Raw genomic sequence first — 17,252 nt, forward strand, 5'->3', positions numbered from 1 at the left:
CTTACTAGTATTAAAAAAATGGATACAGCTCAATATAAGTTATTGCTGGATACGGCGCAAGTCGGTTGGTGGGAAATTGACTTTGATAAGAGAGTCTATATATGTTCGGATTATCTGGTCAGTTTGTTGGAACTGAAAGATAAAATTATTCCGACCAAAGATTTCCTCCAGTTGATACGTGAAGATTATAGAGCCCGGATTGCCAATGAATTTGCTTATTTCAGGGAGGTCGGTATTTACGAACAGATATTTCCGATCAAGACTTGTTATGGCTTTAAGTTTGTTCGTTCTAAAATTTGCAAGCGGGAGATCGAACCTTCCGGACGTGTTTATGTGTTAGGCATTCTTCAGTTGGTGCCATATAGCGAGGAAGAAACGAATAAACCGGCAACGGAAGGCAGCCAGGTAGATGGTTTGTTAAGGCATTTGGGGAGTATTTCGCGTGCCTTACATTCTTTTATCCAGACAAACGATTTGGTTGAATCTATCCAGTTGGTGCTGACTGAAATTCTCTTTTCGATCGATACAAAGGGGCGTGCCTGTATCATGGAATACAGTGATGACAAGCAGACGCTTAGTTGTACGTATGAAGTTTGCAGCAAAGGTGTTGCCGCTGTCCGTTCCTCATTGCAGAATATACCGGTCTCCACGCTGGTTTGGTCGACACGGAAAATACGGAATCTTTATCCGGTGATGATAAACAATCTGAACGAGTTGCCGGAAGATGCGGAATCTGAAAAAATGTATTTGCAGAAGAGAGGAGTGCTTTCGTTTGTTCTGATTCCTTTGATCATAAAGAAAAAAGCTTTGGGATATATCGGGATCGATATTGTAGATAAATATCGCATATGGACGCTGGAAGACTATCAATGGCTTTCGTCCATCGCCAATATTATCAGTATTATTACAAAAATGGCGAGAATCAACGAAGCGCTCGACCATAGCGGAAAGTTGTTGCGTAATATTTATACGAATATACCGGTCGGCATAGAGTTGTATGATAAGGACGGATATCTTGTCGATATGAATAATAAGGATGTAGATATTTTTGGACTCGGTTCGAAAAAAGAGGCCCTAGGTGTTAACATCTTTGATAATCCTCAGATTCCCCCTGATGTGCTGGAAAAGATGAGAAAGAGGAAACCTGTCTCTTTTCGCCTGACTTATTCTTTTAGCGATATTATATCCAATGGGTATTATCCGACGAAGAAAAACGGAGTTATAGACTTGATAACCAAGGTTAGTATGCTTTATGACAGTAAAGGTGAACTGATCAATTACCTATTCATTAATCTGGATAATACGGATAAGATGGTCGCTTATAACCGTATTGAGGAGTTTGAATATTTCTTCACCCTGGTTAGTCATTATGCGAAAGTAGGATATGCCAAATTCGATTTGCTGACACGCGAAGGATATGCCATCAGCCAGTGGTATCAAAATCTGGGGGAACAAGATGGCACGCCGTTGGAGCAGATTATTGGTGTATATAGCGCCGTGCATCCGGAAGACCGTAAAGTGATGATGGACTTCTTTGACCGGGTTAAGAGAGGGGAGGCAACCAGTATCCGCAAGGAATTGCGTATCAAGACGGATTCCGGTTGGAAGTGGATACGTGTAAATGTGATGCGTAACCCTCAGTCGAATGATCCGGATAAACTGGAAATGATCTGTGTGAATTATGATATCACGGAATTGAAAGAAACTGAACAACAGCGTGAAAAGGCAGAAGAACTGGATCGTTTGAACTCTGCTTTCCTGGCAAATATGAGCCATGAGATCCGAACTCCGTTGAATGCGATTGTCGGCTTTTCTACTTTACTGGTCGATACGGATGATAAAGAGGAACAGTCGCAGTTTGTAGAGATTATTCAGAAGAATAATGAACTTTTGTTGCAGTTGATCTCTGATGTGCTGGATCTGGCTAAGATAGAAGCGAATACAATTGAGTTCAAACCAAGTCGTATTGAGCTCAAAGAATTTTTGGATGATCTGGTGAAGTCGCTGAGTATCAAACTTCATGAGGGGGTTGTGCTTGGCAGTCAGCCGGATTTGTCGCCTTGTACTTTTGATTTCGATCCTGTGCGCCTGAACCAGTTGTTTTCCAACTTCATAAACAATGCGATCAAGCACACGGATAAAGGTTCTATCATGTTGGGTTATGAAATAAAGCCTGATGAAGTTGTCTTTACGGTGACGGATACGGGAGAGGGGATGAGTGAAGAAGTGCAGGCTCATGTCTTCGACCGCTTTTATAAGGGAAATGACTTTAAGCAAGGTACAGGGTTGGGACTTTCTATCTGCAAAAGTATTGTCGAACAGCAGAAAGGAAAAATCGGAGTAAGTTCTGAGCCCGGAAAAGGTTCCTGCTTTTGGTTCTCCTTACCCCGATAAAATATTCTTTTATTCTTTTTCTCCGTAAGCAAGATCTCCGGCATCTCCCAGGCCGGGGATGATGTAGGAATGATCGTCCAGTTCGTCATCCAGTGCGGCGATCCAAATCGTTGTTTTGTCATCCGGCATTTTTCTTTGCAGATATTCTATTGCCTGTTTGCTGGCGATGATGGAGGCCACATGGATATGCGAAGGATGTCCTTTGGTCAACAATGCTTCATAGGCCAGTTCCATGGAACTTCCGGTGGCTAGCATCGGGTCGGTGATGATCAATGTTTTCTCTGTCAGTCTCGGGGATGCGATATATTCGATGTGAATGTCAAAGTTCAGACGGTCTTTATATTTGCGATAGGCAGAGACAAAGGCATTTTCGGCATAATCGAGATAGCTTAAAAATCCCTGGTGATAAGGAAGTCCTGCACGTAATATCGTACTGATTACTATCCGGTCGTCGGGTGTATTCATCGGTGCGACTCCTAAAGGGGTTTGAATATCTTTTTGGCTGTAGGCAAAATCTTTGCTGATTTCATAAGCCATGATTTCGCCGATGCGTTCAATGTTTCTACGAAAACGAAGGCTGTCCTTCTGGATATTTACATCTCTAAGTTCGGATACGAACCTGTTCAGTATGGAGTTTGACTCTCCGAGATTAACTATTTTCATGTGTATTATATTGTATATGCAGACTAAAATTTCCGGTGTCGAAATTAGATATAATTAGAGCATCATACAAATGTTTCTCTGTAAAATTCCAGGTATAGGGCAAAAGTTTCACATTCCGAAACAAGAGGTGCTGTTCGGATTCTAAAATTGCGATAATTGAATTGGGGACATGCTTGCGGTTGTTTAATTAGAACCTTACGGTTTCGATATTCATTAAAAACACCCCTTTTTAGTGGATTTCTGTATGTATTTTTGCAGATATGATAAAGTAAACAGAAAAAGGAGGTGTAAAAAACTTCCTTCCTGCCGAAGCAAGAAGGAAGTTAAAGAAATAAATCATATTATTTTTTTTCGCCAGTGCCGTTCATAGCCTCCAGCAAGAATTTACCGGGTTTGAACTTTACCGTTGTTCTAGCTGGAATCTGTACCGGAGTACCCGTTTTAGGATTACGAGCCAGGCGACTAGTTTGCGGTCTAGGTATTAAAGTACCAAAACCGATAAGAGTAATTTCCTCTTTTTGCGACATTTTTTCGGTTACAATCTCGATGTAAGCATCTAATACTTTTTTTGCTTTTTGCTTTTGTAACCCTGCCTTATCTGCTAAGGCTTCGATAAGTTCTGCTTTGTTCATGAGTGTTTCTTTTTAATGATTATATACATTGCAAATGTAAGCATTGATTTTTTTATATGGTGTCTTTTTTCAGACAACAAAATTTGCTTGCATTTCTTATTAAACAATAGCTGTAGCCTTTTGTTACGATTTTAGAAACAAAAAACGTTAATTCACATTGGTTTGCGATAATCGAAACGAAGAAAGGCGTTAATGCTATTTGACCACACTTTATTTTTATTGTATTGTGAGAAGAATATATGAGTAGAAATAGTAAATAACACACTAATAATTATGAAAGATGCATTGAATAACGGGCTGATAAAAGCCATGAGGGAACATCTCTCGGAGGAGACAAATTTGGCTAACTATATTATGGATATTATATCTATAGGTAAGGAAGCCGTTTATCGCCGGTTGCGTGGGGAGGTTCCGTTTACATTTTATGAAGTATCATTATTGTCTCAGAGTCTGGGGATTTCCCTGGACCAGATCGTTGGAACCAACCGGGCGGAAGGAGCCGTTTTTAATCTGAATGTCTCTAATAATATGAGTCAGATGGAAAGTTACCATGATATACTCAAACGTTATCATAAATTATTTACATTTGCCAAGGAAGATCCCAAATCGGTACTCAGTGCCGCTTGTAATATCGTTCCGTTTACATTTTATTCTCCGTATGAGCGTCTGACCAAATTCCGTCTTTGCCGGTGGATGCATCAGAATAACGGGATGAAGATCACTGCAAGTATGTCGGATATCGTTGTGACGGAGAAAATACTGGAGTCCCAGCGTAAACTGATGCAGGAGTGCCGCCAGGTTCCGTCTACCTATACGATTCTTGATAATAATATTTTCCAGTCGTTGGTTAGGGAGATCAAGTATTTTGCAGGGCTGAACATGCTGAGCGATGATGATATCGAAGTGATGAAACAGGAGCTGAATCGTTTATTGGATGAAATGGAACAGATTGCTGCCCGGGGGGAATATCCGAATGGTAACAAAGTTTATTTGTATCTTTCCAATATTAATTTTGAGGCTACATATACATTTCTGGAAAAAGGGAGCTTCCAGTTGTGCATGTTCCGTCTTTATGCTATCAACTATATGGATTCGCAACATCCGGAAATCTGCCGTGCCCAGAAAGAATGGATCCAGTCGTTGAAACGCTATTCTACTTTAATCTCGCAGAGCGGAGAGATACAGCGGATGATCTTTTTCACGAAACAGCGTGAAATCGTAGATACCTTATAATAATATGCCAATGTGCCAATAGATCAATATGCCAATTATAAAGATATTTCTCAATTGGCATGTTGGCACATTGGCATATTAGCACATTATTACTACTTTTGTCCCGCAATAAATAAACAGATATTATGAGGATAGAAGAGAATTACTCCCTGGAGAAGCATAATACATTTCACCTGCCGGTTAAGACGCGGTGGTTCATGGAATATACGAATGAAGAAGAATTAGGACGGGTTCTACGGGACGAGTATTTTCAGGAGTGTTTGTCGCTGCATATCGGCAGCGGAAGCAATCTGCTGTTTATAAATGACTTCAACGGTATCATCCTGCACTCGGCCATCAAAGGTATCCGTGTGGAGAAGGAAACCGACGAACATATTTGGCTGCGTGTCGGTGCCGCCGAAAGGTGGGACGATGTTGTTGCGCATGCCGTTGCCAACGGGTGGGGAGGAATAGAAAATCTTTCCCTGATCCCGGGTGAAGCTGGCGCTGCCGCTATCCAGAACATTGGAGCCTACGGGGCGGAGATAAAAGATGTGATAGAAAGTGTGGAAACATATAACCAGTTGACTTTTGAAAAGCGGGTATTTACGAATGAAGAATGCCAGTATGGCTATCGCAGCAGTTATTTCAAAAACGAACATAACGACCCGCACATTGTTACATATATAATAATACGGTTGGATAAACGCCCATCCTTTTCCATCAACTATGGAAACCTGAAGGAAGAGCTGGCTAAATGTCCGGAAGTAACATTGGAAGCAATCCGCCGGGCCGTGATCGCGATCCGTCAGGAGAAGCTGCCCGATCCGGACAAGCTGGGAAATGCCGGCAGTTTCTTTATGAATCCGGTTATTCCTGTTGCACAGTTTGAGAAACTGAAGGAGCAATATTCCGGTATGCCTTCTTATCCGGCTGGTGAGGGAAAAGTGAAAGTTCCTGCCGGTTGGTTGATCGAACAATGTGGCTTTAAAGGCAAATCGCATGGTCCGGTCGGCGTATATGAAAAACAGGCACTGGTCCTGGTCAACCTGGGAGAAGCCCGGGGACACGAGATTGCTCTGGTGGCGGAAAGTATCCGTACTGCCGTAAAAGATCGTTTTGGCATCGAGATAATGCCTGAGGTTAAATATGTAGGATAATGAAAATTACATTTCTGGGAACGGGAACTTCAACCGGGGTTCCCGAAATAGGCTGTCAGTGTGAAGTTTGTACAAGCAAAGATCCCCGCGACTGGCGCCTGCGTACATCAGTATTAGTAGAAACAGAGGGGAAGCGTATCTTGCTGGACTGTGGACCGGATTTCCGCTGGCAAATGATACAAAGTAAAACATACCACCTGGACGCCGTCCTGATCTCACACGAACATTATGACCATGTCGGAGGATTGGATGACCTGCGTCCGTTCGGACGGGAAGGAGACATACATATATATACTGAAGAAAATGTGGCTGAAGCCATAGAGACGCGTATCCCGTATGTTTTCCGCGAAAATAGATATCCGGGTGTTCCCAATCTAAAAATCCACCGTGTGACGACAGAACCTTTTATGGCTGCCGGGATAGAGATAATTCCTATCCGGGTAATGCACGGAAGACTGCCTATCCTGGGGTTCCGGATAGGGAATATGGCCTACCTGACCGACCTGAAATCTCTTCCGGAAGAAGAATATGCCAAACTGGAAGGATTGGATGTTTTGATTATTACTGCTTTGCGCTGGGAAGAGCATCCGACGCATGAAAGTGTGGGAGAAGCATTAGAACAGATCGGACGCATCCGTCCCAAAGAATCCTATCTGATTCATATGAGCCATCGGATCGGCTTGCAAAGCCAGGTAGAAAAAGAGTTGCCTCCGCATGTTCATCTGGCATATGATCAATTGGAAATTCCCAAACTGCAACCGGTATAATATACTTTCCCGTTTTCTTCATAAATCTGGCTGGAAATATGAAGTTGCGGGAAATGTTGTTCTAATCTGACCGACAGTGTATCGCCAATCGTCTTGAAAAGTGTGTCGGCTGGTTCATGATACGGCAGACTGCTAAAGTAACAAATATTCCCTTCGCTTTCAAAAAGGTCGGCTCCCAGCCATCTGTCGCTGATTCTCCATAGGGTAGAATCGTTCGCTTTCACATATAAGTCTAACAGTTTCGATTGTATCATCAGGTTAAGCGGAGCATTGCTGTCGAGTGTTTTACGGAGTAACATTTGTTCCTTCGGCTGGTTGTTTTTCTGCTTTCTTTGTATGGCCGCTACTTCCTCCAGCAATTTCCTGCTGTAACTGGCGACCCATACGCCATTATGTTGGTAGTAGCCGAAAAAGCGGTTTCCGGCATCCGGGCAATAGGTAAAAGTGATGCCTCCTTTGGTTTGCTGTTGAGGAGCGAATGATTTGAAAGCTGTTTTTAAAACATTTTCTTCTATATGTCGGGACATGCTTTTATCCGCTTTTGCATACATTACAATACCCTGCGGATGGAATGAGAGATGTAATGAGGCAATTTCCGGATTCTTTCGGATGATAGTAAGATATATTTCAGGGATTTTAGAGGCGAATGCCTGGTAAACAGGTTCCTTGGTTAGTATTATCCGGGCAAAAACGGAAGGACGGTTTACGGCAAGTATCGCTTCCGGTTCCGGTGCAGTCAGGGTATATAAATCTGTTTGCACCAGTTCTTTACTCTCTTTCATGTCACCGAAAAAGTAGTAGACTGCCGACAGCGTAGCGAGAGCAGTTAAGATGATAATCACTATTTCCCGCCTGTAAATTCTCATTCTCTAAATTTTTGCCTTCAGGAAATATTTGCACCAAGGCTTGAGTCCGCATTCCTCACATTTGGGCTTTCTGGCTACGCAGACGTATCGTCCGTGCAGGATCAGCCAGTGGTGAGCGATAGGTATCTGTTTCTCCGGGATGTTTTTCACCAGTTCTTTTTCTGTTTCGAGCGGTGTTTTGCTGTTGTTTGTCAATCCGATGCGGTTGGCGACACGGAATACGTGGGTGTCTACGGCCATTGCCGGCTTGTTGTAGACAACGGAGGCGATCACATTGGCTGTCTTGCGTCCTACGCCGGGCAGCTTTTGCAACTCGTCTATGTCCGAAGGGACTACGCCGCCGAAATCAGCCATCAGCATTTTGGCCATTCCGACCAGATGCTTCGATTTATTGTTCGGGTAGGAGACACTACGGATATATTCAAATACGACCTCCGGTGTGGAAGCTGCCAGCACTTCTGCTGTCGGGAAATCCCTAAACAGAGCCGGCGTAATCATATTCACCCGTTTGTCGGTGCACTGAGCCGATAGAATCACGGCAATAAGCAGTTGGTACGGATCGTCGTAATGAAGTTCCGTTTCTGCAACCGGTACGTTTGCTTCGAACCAGTCTAATACACCTTTATATCGTTCCTCTTTTTTCATCCTGTTATTTCATTAAAGATAATACATTTTTTCCGAGTAACAAACCCAGGAAAACGGCAATAAGTCCTAAAACGTTACTAGCCAGTATGTTTAAGAGAGCTAATTTATAATCACCGATTTTTATCAGTGACATAGTATCCAGTGCAAACGAAGAAAAAGTTGTAAATCCGCCAAACAGACCGGTGAAAAGAAATGCCCTTGTGTTGGCTGAGAAGTTGTAATTTTCGGCAAGACTCCAGCAGAAGCCGATCAGAAAAGAGCCGATTATATTAACGGATAGTATCCCAAAGGGAAAGGAATACTGCAACGAACGCTGCACCCACATGGAAACTCCATAACGCAGTGCCGATCCGATTGCTCCTCCTGTAATTAAAATTAAAACCTTTATCATATTTCATCCTCCTTGTGTGTTTCCCCCGGGCTGGTTAAAGGCCCGGGGAAGATGGTAAATGATTTAGGTTTTCAATTTAATTGGCTGATTCGAATTGTTTCAGGAAACGAACATCGTTTTCTGAGAACATTCGTAGGTCTTTAACTTGGTATTTCAGGTTTGTAATACGTTCGATACCCATTCCCAGTGCATATCCGGTATAAACTTTGCTGTCGATACCGCAATTTTCGAGTACATTCGGGTCTACCATACCGCAACCGAGTATTTCTACCCAACCGGTATGTTTACAGAATGCACATCCTTTACCGCCACACAGGTTACAGGAAATATCCATCTCTGCGGATGGCTCTGTGAACGGGAAGTAGGAGGGGCGTAAACGTATTTTCGTTTCCGGACCGAACATTTCTTTTGCAAAGAAAAGCAATGCCTGTTTCAAGTCGGCGAATGAGACATTCTTGTCGACATACAGGGCTTCTACCTGGTGGAAGAAACAGTGTGCGCGATAAGAAATAGCTTCATTACGATATACACGTCCGGGGCAGATGATGCGGATAGGAGGTTCCTGAGTCTCCATCACACGAGTCTGTACCGATGATGTATGTGTTCGCAATAACACGTCCGGATTATGTTGTATGAAGAACGTATCCTGCATATCACGTGCTGGATGGTCTTCAGCAAAATTCAAAGAAGAGAAAACATGCCAGTCATCTTCGATTTCGGGGCCTTCAGCGATGCTGAATCCCAGACGTCCGAAAATGTCGCATATTTCCTTTTTAACGATTGAAAGCGGGTGGCGTGTGCCGAGTTCGATAGGATAAGATGTACGCGTCAGGTCGATGTCATCGTTTCCGGTCTGTACATTGTCGAAACCTTCTTTCAGTTCATTGATTTTATTTTGAGTAGCTTCTTTCAGCTCGTTGAGGAATTTACCCACTTCACGCTTCTGGTCAGCCGCAACGTTGCGGAAATCATTCATCAGCGCAGAAATTTCTCCTTTCTTGCTGAGGTATTTGATGCGTAAAGCTTCCAGCTCTTCGGCATTTGCAGCCTTCATATTCTCTACTTCCTGAAGCAGAGCTTTAATTTTATCGATCATTTCTAATCATATTTGTTTTCGACGTGCAAATTTACTCCTTTCTTTTGGATACTGCAACCGATTGCGGAAGGTTTTTTCTTAAAAACACAGGTAGTCTCCTTTCTATTCCTAAAAATTATAGGCAAGACCTACGCCGAGTATCTCTTTGAACTGCACTTTTGCCCCATGTTTCGTACCGTTGTCATCGAAGGTTTTCACGTCGTTGTCGTATTTCAGTGTCGTGTTGAGCGTAGCCGACAGGAATTTGTTGATCTTCATACTAATGAGCATGTCCCAGTTGACATCGATGTTTCCGAACTGATTACTATACGGAGTGAAAAAATCGGCTGTAGTGATCAGGCTTACGTTTTCCATCACCGGCATTTCTGCACGGGCTTTGAGGTAAGCGCCACATTCGATCTTGAAACGGTCACCGGGATCGACACCGAATGCGCCCAGATCGGACAGGTAATCGTCCTCAACAAAAGTCATTTTTGCTGAAACGGGAGAGAGGTAGATCGAATAATTGCTTTTCGGGCGGTATTCCATACCCAGCGAAACGTTGGAATAGGCCGGCGCGAAAAAGTTGGAGATATAATGTTCCTTGTCCGGATAATTGTATCCTTTGGCAAACTGTGTGTTCAGGTCGCCCATCAGTGTGTAGAACCAGACATTGTTCGTAGAATAGCCCAGCTGGGTGGAAAGTCCGATCTTATCGGTGCTCTTGCGCATCCCCTGCGACTTGGTTTTTGTCAGTCCGTAATCGAGAACCAGGTTGGTCACCCAGAGCCAGTTTCCGTTTTTGTGTGTCAGCGAACCGTTCAGATAGGCATTTCCGGCTACCGAGTTTTCGCCTCCGGCTGACCAGTTGGTCATCGCTGTTTGCGACAGGTTGAGGCCTGATACGCCTTTCAATACATATTTTCCTTCTTCGTAACCTTTATCGTCGGTTTGACTATATGCGATAGTTGCCAGTGCGGCAAATGCTATCATTAAAAATGTACGTTTCATATACTGTTATATTTTAAGTTGTTTTTTATAAAGAGGCCACTTTATTATTTAAACATGATTCATTTATTTTTGTTTAAGGATGGATTAAGATTGTCCTGTCATATTCTCCGTTTTTCCGATTATCAAAATGACACTACCCAACCGGGTAAATCGGATTAATATACCGGGTAAAATAAAATACCCCAGCGGGTAATATTTTTTAACGTATCGTTTTGTTTAAAATGAGAAGCTATTTGCGTTAAAATGTAAATGATAGCTTTGTGGACAAAATGTCGATATTGCTATGTTGTCAATGTAAGAGAGCTAGAAAAAGCGGCATGTATTCTTTCAGTTCCGTGCGTAGTATTTTCAAAGACTGTGATATGCGGTAAGCGATGGTTTTGGGTGATACACCGGTACGCTCGGCTATTTCGTTGTAGGTTAGATGTCCGAAACGATTCATTTCGAATGCTTTCCGGTATTCTTCAGGGAGCTCCCTGATCGCCTTGGTTGCCAAGGCGATCAATTCTCCTTCTATGTAAAAATCCGGATCTTCGAATTGATTTTCAAATTTGGCATACAACTTTTCGTGTACCCGTTGTTTGATTTGATTGTGGGTTATATTATTCAGGCATTTATTTTTGACAATAGTAAACAGCAATGATTTGAGGGACATTTGAGGAACCAGCATCGCACGGTTTTCCCAAAGCCACATCATCACTTCCTGTACGATTTCTTCCGTTTCCGTCTCGGCTACATATTGGGAGGCGAAGGCGCATAACCCTTTATAATATTGTTTGTAGACCGCATCGAATACACTCTCGTCACCGGCTTTAAGTCTATTTAAGGTCTCTTCATTGCTTGTTATCACTGATATGAATGTTTTGATATAGTGCAAACTTAAACAAATATTTTAAGAATTAACAATTAACGCCCGGGTTTTTGTGAAATATTTCCGGGCGTCAGCTATGATAAATAATTATTTCTTTGTTTTTTTCCCCTGGTTGGCAACTGCTTCCATCAGTTTTTTGATCTCTTCCGGATCCCCCAGGAAATAATCTTTTACAAGATTCAGGTCGTCATCGAATTCGAGTACGTAAGGGACGGCTGTCGGAAGATTCAGGTGTACGATCTCTTCATCCGGTATGTTACGTACATATTTAATAATACCTCTCAGGCTGTTGCCGTGGGCTGTCACTAAAATCTGGTCGGCAGTTTCGAGCGAAGGAAAAATGACGTCTTTCCAATAAGGGAGGATGCGTTCGACAGTATCTTTCAGTGATTCCGTACGTGGCAATTCGGCATCGGGTACATCTTTATAACGTATTTCGAATCGGGGGTTACGCGGATCGTCCTCTTTCAATGCATGCGGAGCCACATCGTAACTTCTGCGCCAGATCAGGACCTGTTCATCACCATATTTTTCGGCTGTCTCGCTTTTGTTGAGACCTTGTAAGGCTCCGTAATGTTTTTCATTCAAACGCCAGCTTTTCTCTACCGGAATCCAATCCTGGTCCATGCGGTCGAGTACGCAATTTAATGTTTTGACGGCACGTTTCAGGTAGGAGGTGTATGCTTTATCGAACACATATCCTTCTTTTCTTAGTAATTCACCTGCTTTATATGCTTCTTCAATCCCTTTTTCTGTCAGATCAACATCCGTCCAACCCGTAAACCGGTTTTCTTTGTTCCATGCGCTTTCGCCGTGGCGAAGTAAAACAATCTTTTTCATATGCTTTTTATTTATTATAACTATCTGTTTATTAGATAACAATCGAGAAGCAGGAAAAGATATTGAACTTTTTCTAAAAAAAATCACATTTTCGTTTAGTATATCTTTTTTCTGAATTGTATTAATTATAGAAACAGGAAAAAAGATGATAGTAGACGAAAACATACTGATAAAATATCTCGACGGAACATTGACTGACGAGGAACGTACCCGGGTTGACGACTGGGTTGCCGAGTCGACCGAGAACGAGAAACTACTGGAACAGGTCTATTTCACCTTGCAGGTGACTGACCGTTTGCGGGTAATGGAATCGGTCGATCCCGAAATGGCTTTGGTCCGTTTCAAATCGAGAGTACGTAAACAAAATAAAAAGGTTAGTTTCCGCCACTCCCTACAGTTTATGCAAAGAGTTGCAGCGATACTGTTCATTCCGGTATTAGTTTTATCTGCCTATTTCTTTATGCAGACGGGTAAAGAGAAGGTGCGCATGGTAGAAGTGCGCACCAATCCCGGAGTGGTTTCGACTTTCGAATTGCCTGACGGATCGAAAGTTTGGTTGAATGCCGGAAGTTCTTTGAAGTATCCTGAAAATTTCTGGCCTGAGTGCCGGCTGGTTGAATTGACCGGGCAAGGTTATTTTGAAGTGACGAAGAATCCGGAAAAGCCTTTTATCGTGAAAGTCGATCCGGTCTATTCTGTGGAAGTGCTCGGAACACGTTTCGATGTATCTGCCTATAATGATGACGATGTTGTTTCCACAACTTTGGTGGAAGGCTCTGTGAAATTGAATATAGCACAGGCAGGAGGTAAAATCGTTCATCAGATTCTGAAACCCGACGAGAAAGCGGATTTTACGAGGGTAGGTGGAAAATTATCTATCACTTCGGTCAACGCAGATAATAAGGTAGCCTGGCGTAATGGTGAGATCATTTTCAAGAATACTCCGATGGGGCAGGTCCTGAAGACGTTGCGACGCCATTATAATGTACAGTTTAACGTGAAAGACCGGGACGTGCTGAATGCCATCATTACCGCAAGGTTTAAAAATGAGCAATTGCCGCAGGTCATGGAATATATCAAGCTCGCCTCGGATATCAAGTTTAAGATCGATAAGCCGGTCATAACGAATGATAATCGTTTGGAAATGTCTGTTATAGAAATATCGAAAGAATAAATAATAGTGTAGAACCTTTTTAAATCAGAATGCCTATGTGGAAGTAAAAAAGAGTCCAAAAAAACATGCAGAAAGATGTTGACGCATCTTCCCGCATGTAAAAGTCCAAGCTGTTGACGCAGCTATAGTTAACTTTATATTAAATAATAAGCATCACAAAATTATGAATAAAATTGTAACCTTAGAAATTATCGGTAAGAAAAGTTATTCTCTCTTCCGAAAAATACCATTAGTTATGAGATTGAGCGTTGTATTCTTTTTCCTTAGTCTTGGTATCGCAGTAGCGGGTAATACGTATGCACAAAATGCTACGCTTTCGCTGGATATGTCGAACAGTACGATCGCCAGTGTGCTCGAAGCTGTTGAAAATGAAACGGACTTCTCGTTTATCTATGATGCCAACATTGTAAACACCAGCCGTAAAGTATCTGTAAAAGTAGACGAAAAGAACATTTTCGATGTGCTAAACAAACTGTTCGGTGATTCCGATATCGCTTATACGGTAGTAAACACAAAAATTATCCTTAATAAAAAGGAAGCGATCATGCAACAGGCCGGAAAGACGGTAACAGGTGTTGTTACTGATAAAACGGGCGAACCGATCATCGGTGCCAACGTGTTGCAAAAAGGTACGACCAACGGTACGATTACCGATATCGATGGTAAATTTACATTGACCGTTCCTCAAAATTCCGTTATCGTTATATCTTATATCGGATATAACCCGCAGGAAGTTAAATATGCCGGCCAGTCTTCTCTGAATGTACAATTGGCAGAAGATACCCAGAATATCGAAGAAGTGGTAGTCACGGCTTTGGGTATCAAAAAGAAAGAAGCCTCCCTTACTTATTCGACCCAGCAGGTGGGTGGCGATGAGCTGACACGTGCGAAAGACCCGAATATGATTAACGCTCTGGCTGGTAAGACAGCCGGTGTTCAGATCAACAAAAGTTCTTCCGGATTGGGTGGTTCAGCCAAAGTATCTATTCGTGGTAACCGTTCGGTAAGCGGAAACAACCAACCTTTATATGTAATCGATGGTGTACCGATGTTGAATAGCAGTAACGAACAGGCTGTCAGCGCAATCGGTGGTACGGCAGATGCCGGTAACCGTGATGGTGGCGATGGTATTTCCAACCTCAACCCGGACGATATCGAAAGCATGAGTATCCTGAAAGGTGCTTCCGCTGCCGCTCTTTACGGTTCGCAAGCAGCCAACGGTGTTATCCTGATCACAACGAAGAAAGGGAAAGCTGGCGTGCAGAAGATCACTTTCTCTTCCAACCTGACGGTCGATCATGCCATGAGTTTACCGGAATTTCAGAATGAATACGGGATGGATAAGGAAACGAAGACCAGTTGGGGACCGAAGGGGAGTCTGACCCCTTATGATAATGTCGGTGATTTCTTCCAGAATGGAGTGACCGCTATCAACTCCCTGTCTCTTACGACCGGTAACGAAAAGATGCAGACTTATTTCTCATATGCCAACACAACCGCAAAAGGTATCGTGGAGCATAATAAGATGCAGAAGCATAACCTGAATTTCCGCGAAACCGCCAGTTTCTTTGATGATTACCTGAAACTGGATGCGAACGTGAATTTACTGTCGCAGAGTATCAAGAACCGTCCGGCCTCCGGTGGTTATTACATGAACCCGTTGGTAGGTCTTTACCGTTTCCCGCGTGGCGAGAATATCGGTGAGTATCGCACGAACTTTGAAACTTTCAACGACACCCGCAATTTGATGGAACAAAACTGGTATACAGATGCCGAACGTGATATGGAACAGAATCCGTATTGGATCACTAACCGTATTAAAAGTAACGACAAACGTACCCATGCCATCACTTCTTTGACGGCCAGCCTGAAGATTACAGATTGGTTGAGCCTGCAAGCTCGTGGAACAGTCGATTATACACACGATACATATAACCAGAAAATGTATGCATCGACTGCACCGGCTATTGCCGGATCGAACGGCCGTTATATAGACCTGAATCATACGGAAACGTTGTATTATGGAGACTTTATGGCTATGTTTAATAAGAAATGGGACGACTTTGCTTTGACAGGCGCTATCGGTGGTAGTATTAATAGTACGACAGTCAACTCCCTGAGGCTGGATTCAAAGACTGCTTCCCTGTATTATCCGAACCAGTTCTCGGTAGCTAACATCATCATGTCTACGGCTTCTTATATCGACCAGCAGATCGATCAGAAACGTGTGATGCAGTCTGTCTTTGCAACCGCCCAGCTGGGATGGAAAGAAAGTTTATATCTGGACCTGACCGCCCGTAACGACTGGTCGTCGACGCTGGCTTATACAAAACACAGCAGTTTCTTCTATCCGTCGGTTGGCTTGTCATGGATCATCAATAACTCGCTGACGATGCCGGAATGGATCAACTTCGGTAAGGTAAGAGGTTCATGGAGTAAAGTAGGTAATGACCTGCCTCTTTTCATCAGTAATCCGGTTGCTGGAAGCAACGACCTGATCGTGGCTGGCGGAGCTATCCAGACGAATTCAAAAGCTCCGTTCGATGAACTGAAACCTGAAATGAGTACTTCATGGGAAGTAGGTACGGAATGGAAATTCTTCGATTACCGTTTGGACTTCGATTTCACTTACTATAAGACAAACACGAAGAACCAGTTGTTTACTTTGCCTTCTTCTGCTGGTGCAGCTTATAAATATTACTATGTGAATGCCGGTAACATCCAGAATCAGGGTGTTGAAATCAGCTTGGGTATCACACCGGTAATGACAGAAGATTTCCGTTGGAAGACTTCATTTAACTTCTCAACGAATAAGAACAAAGTGATCGAACTTCATCCTGACCTGAAGACATTTGTCTATGGCGACGAAGGTTTCTCTTCCTCTTACTCCATGCGTCTTGTAGAAGGCGGTGCACTGGGTGATATCTATGGCAAGGCGTTCGAACGCGACGAAGCGACAGGCCAAATTGTTTTCTCGAAGGATGAGGATGGTGATTTGGTTCCTAACGTAGTCGGTTCGGGTAATACGGTCAAAGTAGGTAATAGCAATCCTGATTTTATGTTGGGCTGGGGAAATACCTTGACTTATAAAGGATTTAGCCTTTACTTCCTGATCGATGGCCGCTTTGGTGGCGATGTTTTGTCGCAGACACAGGCCGATATGGACCAGAAGGGTGTGAGCGTCGAATCAGCTGCAGCACGTAATGCCGGATTTGTAGACCTGGAAGGTACGCAAGTGAAACCGGATAAATTCTATACGGCTGTCAGCGGTCGTAACGGATGTACCGAATATTATATGTATAGTGCAACCAATATCCGCCTGCGCGAACTATCTTTAGGCTATACGTTCCCGAAGAGATTGCTGGAGAAAACGAAGGTTTTCCAGGATGTACAGTTGTCATTTGTCGGTCGTAACTTATTCTTCTTCCACAAATCGGCTCCTTTCGATCCGGATGCAGTCCTTTCAACGGGCAACGACAACCAGGGTATCGATGTATTCGGTATGCCGACTACCAGAAGCTTAGGTTTCAATGTTAAATTTACATTCTAAT

Annotated in this window: 15 protein-coding genes; 6 read left to right on the forward strand and 9 right to left on the reverse strand. The window is 43.1% G+C overall.

All coding sequences use genetic code 11. The features are described 5' to 3' along the window. Nucleotides 1-18: 18 nt before the first annotated feature. Nucleotides 19-2,394, forward strand: a complete 2,376-nt coding sequence (locus tag K6V26_RS05795; protein WP_224264827.1) for an ATP-binding protein — start codon at nucleotides 19-21, stop codon at nucleotides 2,392-2,394. A gap of 9 nt (nucleotides 2,395-2,403) precedes the next feature. Here K6V26_RS05795 and upp read toward each other — a convergent pair whose 3' ends face one another. Continuing rightward, a complete protein-coding gene (gene upp / locus K6V26_RS05800) occupies nucleotides 2,404-3,057 on the reverse strand; it encodes a uracil phosphoribosyltransferase (RefSeq protein WP_007652949.1) in 654 nt (217 codons plus the stop codon). A gap of 341 nt (nucleotides 3,058-3,398) precedes the next feature. Next, a complete protein-coding gene (locus K6V26_RS05805; RefSeq protein WP_007652950.1) occupies nucleotides 3,399-3,689 on the reverse strand; it encodes an HU family DNA-binding protein in 291 nt (96 codons plus the stop codon). Between the two features lie 273 nt (nucleotides 3,690-3,962). Between K6V26_RS05805 and K6V26_RS05810 the strand changes: the two genes are divergently transcribed. The 3 genes from K6V26_RS05810 (at nucleotide 3,963) to K6V26_RS05820 (ending at nucleotide 6,828) form a co-directional block, all read left to right on the forward strand. Continuing rightward, nucleotides 3,963-4,922, forward strand: coding sequence for a hypothetical protein (locus K6V26_RS05810; protein WP_224264828.1), 960 nt, complete (start codon nucleotides 3,963-3,965; stop codon nucleotides 4,920-4,922). Between the two features lie 125 nt (nucleotides 4,923-5,047). Next, nucleotides 5,048-6,061 carry a UDP-N-acetylmuramate dehydrogenase gene (murB, locus tag K6V26_RS05815; RefSeq protein ID WP_224264829.1) on the forward strand — a complete coding sequence of 338 codons (1,014 nt, stop codon included), beginning with the start codon at nucleotides 5,048-5,050 and terminating at the stop codon, nucleotides 6,059-6,061. After that, nucleotides 6,061-6,828 carry an MBL fold metallo-hydrolase gene (locus tag K6V26_RS05820; protein ID WP_010799854.1) on the forward strand — a complete coding sequence of 256 codons (768 nt, stop codon included), beginning with the start codon at nucleotides 6,061-6,063 and terminating at the stop codon, nucleotides 6,826-6,828. The genes murB and K6V26_RS05820 overlap by 1 nt, the downstream gene beginning before the upstream one ends. Here the strand turns inward: K6V26_RS05820 and K6V26_RS05825 are convergent. The 7 genes from K6V26_RS05825 to gpmA form a co-directional block, all read right to left on the reverse strand. Then, nucleotides 6,795-7,694, reverse strand: a complete 900-nt coding sequence (locus K6V26_RS05825; protein ID WP_010799853.1) for a hypothetical protein — start codon at nucleotides 7,692-7,694, stop codon at nucleotides 6,795-6,797. The two genes, K6V26_RS05820 and K6V26_RS05825, sit on opposite strands and share 34 nt — an antisense overlap. Nucleotides 7,695-7,697: 3 nt before the next feature. Continuing rightward, the gene (nth, locus tag K6V26_RS05830) at nucleotides 7,698-8,339 is read right to left on the reverse strand and encodes an endonuclease III (RefSeq protein WP_007652955.1); all 642 of its coding nucleotides are present in this window, start codon (nucleotides 8,337-8,339) and stop codon (nucleotides 7,698-7,700) included. Nucleotides 8,340-8,343: 4 nt separating this feature from the next. Next, nucleotides 8,344-8,730 carry a fluoride efflux transporter CrcB gene (gene crcB, locus K6V26_RS05835; protein ID WP_007652957.1) on the reverse strand — a complete coding sequence of 129 codons (387 nt, stop codon included), beginning with the start codon at nucleotides 8,728-8,730 and terminating at the stop codon, nucleotides 8,344-8,346. A 76-nt stretch (nucleotides 8,731-8,806) separates the two neighbouring features. Next, nucleotides 8,807-9,826, reverse strand: coding sequence for a phenylalanine--tRNA ligase subunit alpha (pheS, locus tag K6V26_RS05840; protein ID WP_007652959.1), 1,020 nt, complete (start codon nucleotides 9,824-9,826; stop codon nucleotides 8,807-8,809). A gap of 108 nt (nucleotides 9,827-9,934) precedes the next feature. Then, the gene (locus tag K6V26_RS05845; protein ID WP_007652960.1) at nucleotides 9,935-10,816 is read right to left on the reverse strand and encodes a DUF3078 domain-containing protein; all 882 of its coding nucleotides are present in this window, start codon (nucleotides 10,814-10,816) and stop codon (nucleotides 9,935-9,937) included. A gap of 289 nt (nucleotides 10,817-11,105) precedes the next feature. Next, nucleotides 11,106-11,666 carry an RNA polymerase sigma-70 factor gene (locus tag K6V26_RS05850; protein ID WP_007652962.1) on the reverse strand — a complete coding sequence of 187 codons (561 nt, stop codon included), beginning with the start codon at nucleotides 11,664-11,666 and terminating at the stop codon, nucleotides 11,106-11,108. A 108-nt stretch (nucleotides 11,667-11,774) separates the two neighbouring features. After that, nucleotides 11,775-12,527 (reverse strand): 2,3-diphosphoglycerate-dependent phosphoglycerate mutase, encoded by a 753-nt coding sequence (gpmA, locus tag K6V26_RS05855; RefSeq protein WP_010799852.1) that lies wholly within the window; start codon nucleotides 12,525-12,527, stop codon nucleotides 11,775-11,777. Between the two features lie 145 nt (nucleotides 12,528-12,672). On the opposite strand from gpmA, the gene K6V26_RS05860 reads away from it, so the two are divergent. Together K6V26_RS05860 and K6V26_RS05865 are read left to right on the forward strand one after the other, a co-directional pair. Then, complete coding sequence (locus K6V26_RS05860) at nucleotides 12,673-13,701, forward strand: FecR family protein (protein ID WP_122329239.1); 1,029 nt, start codon at nucleotides 12,673-12,675, stop codon at nucleotides 13,699-13,701. A 163-nt stretch (nucleotides 13,702-13,864) separates the two neighbouring features. Then, on the forward strand, nucleotides 13,865-17,251 hold the full coding sequence (locus K6V26_RS05865; RefSeq protein WP_082150472.1) for a TonB-dependent receptor: 3,387 nt from the start codon (nucleotides 13,865-13,867) through the stop codon (nucleotides 17,249-17,251). Nucleotide 17,252 lies beyond the last annotated feature (1 nt).

The organism is Parabacteroides goldsteinii (assembly GCF_020091425.1).
Lineage (GTDB): Bacteria > Bacteroidota > Bacteroidia > Bacteroidales > Tannerellaceae > Parabacteroides > Parabacteroides goldsteinii.

Coding starts and splice junctions, on each gene's coding strand:
- K6V26_RS05810 (WP_224264828.1), top strand. CDS start 3,963: ATGAAAGATGCATTGAATAACGGGCTGATAAAAGCCATGAGGGAACAT.
- K6V26_RS05795 (WP_224264827.1), top strand. CDS start 19: ATGGATACAGCTCAATATAAGTTATTGCTGGATACGGCGCAAGTCGGT.
- crcB (WP_007652957.1), bottom strand. CDS start 8,730: ATGATAAAGGTTTTAATTTTAATTACAGGAGGAGCAATCGGATCGGCA.
- K6V26_RS05820 (WP_010799854.1), top strand. CDS start 6,061: ATGAAAATTACATTTCTGGGAACGGGAACTTCAACCGGGGTTCCCGAA.
- K6V26_RS05845 (WP_007652960.1), bottom strand. CDS start 10,816: ATGAAACGTACATTTTTAATGATAGCATTTGCCGCACTGGCAACTATC.
- K6V26_RS05860 (WP_122329239.1), top strand. CDS start 12,673: ATGATAGTAGACGAAAACATACTGATAAAATATCTCGACGGAACATTG.
- K6V26_RS05865 (WP_082150472.1), top strand. CDS start 13,865: ATGAATAAAATTGTAACCTTAGAAATTATCGGTAAGAAAAGTTATTCT.
- murB (WP_224264829.1), top strand. CDS start 5,048: ATGAGGATAGAAGAGAATTACTCCCTGGAGAAGCATAATACATTTCAC.
- nth (WP_007652955.1), bottom strand. CDS start 8,339: ATGAAAAAAGAGGAACGATATAAAGGTGTATTAGACTGGTTCGAAGCA.
- pheS (WP_007652959.1), bottom strand. CDS start 9,826: ATGATCGATAAAATTAAAGCTCTGCTTCAGGAAGTAGAGAATATGAAG.
- upp (WP_007652949.1), bottom strand. CDS start 3,057: ATGAAAATAGTTAATCTCGGAGAGTCAAACTCCATACTGAACAGGTTC.
- K6V26_RS05805 (WP_007652950.1), bottom strand. CDS start 3,689: ATGAACAAAGCAGAACTTATCGAAGCCTTAGCAGATAAGGCAGGGTTA.
- K6V26_RS05825 (WP_010799853.1), bottom strand. CDS start 7,694: ATGAGAATTTACAGGCGGGAAATAGTGATTATCATCTTAACTGCTCTC.
- gpmA (WP_010799852.1), bottom strand. CDS start 12,527: ATGAAAAAGATTGTTTTACTTCGCCACGGCGAAAGCGCATGGAACAAA.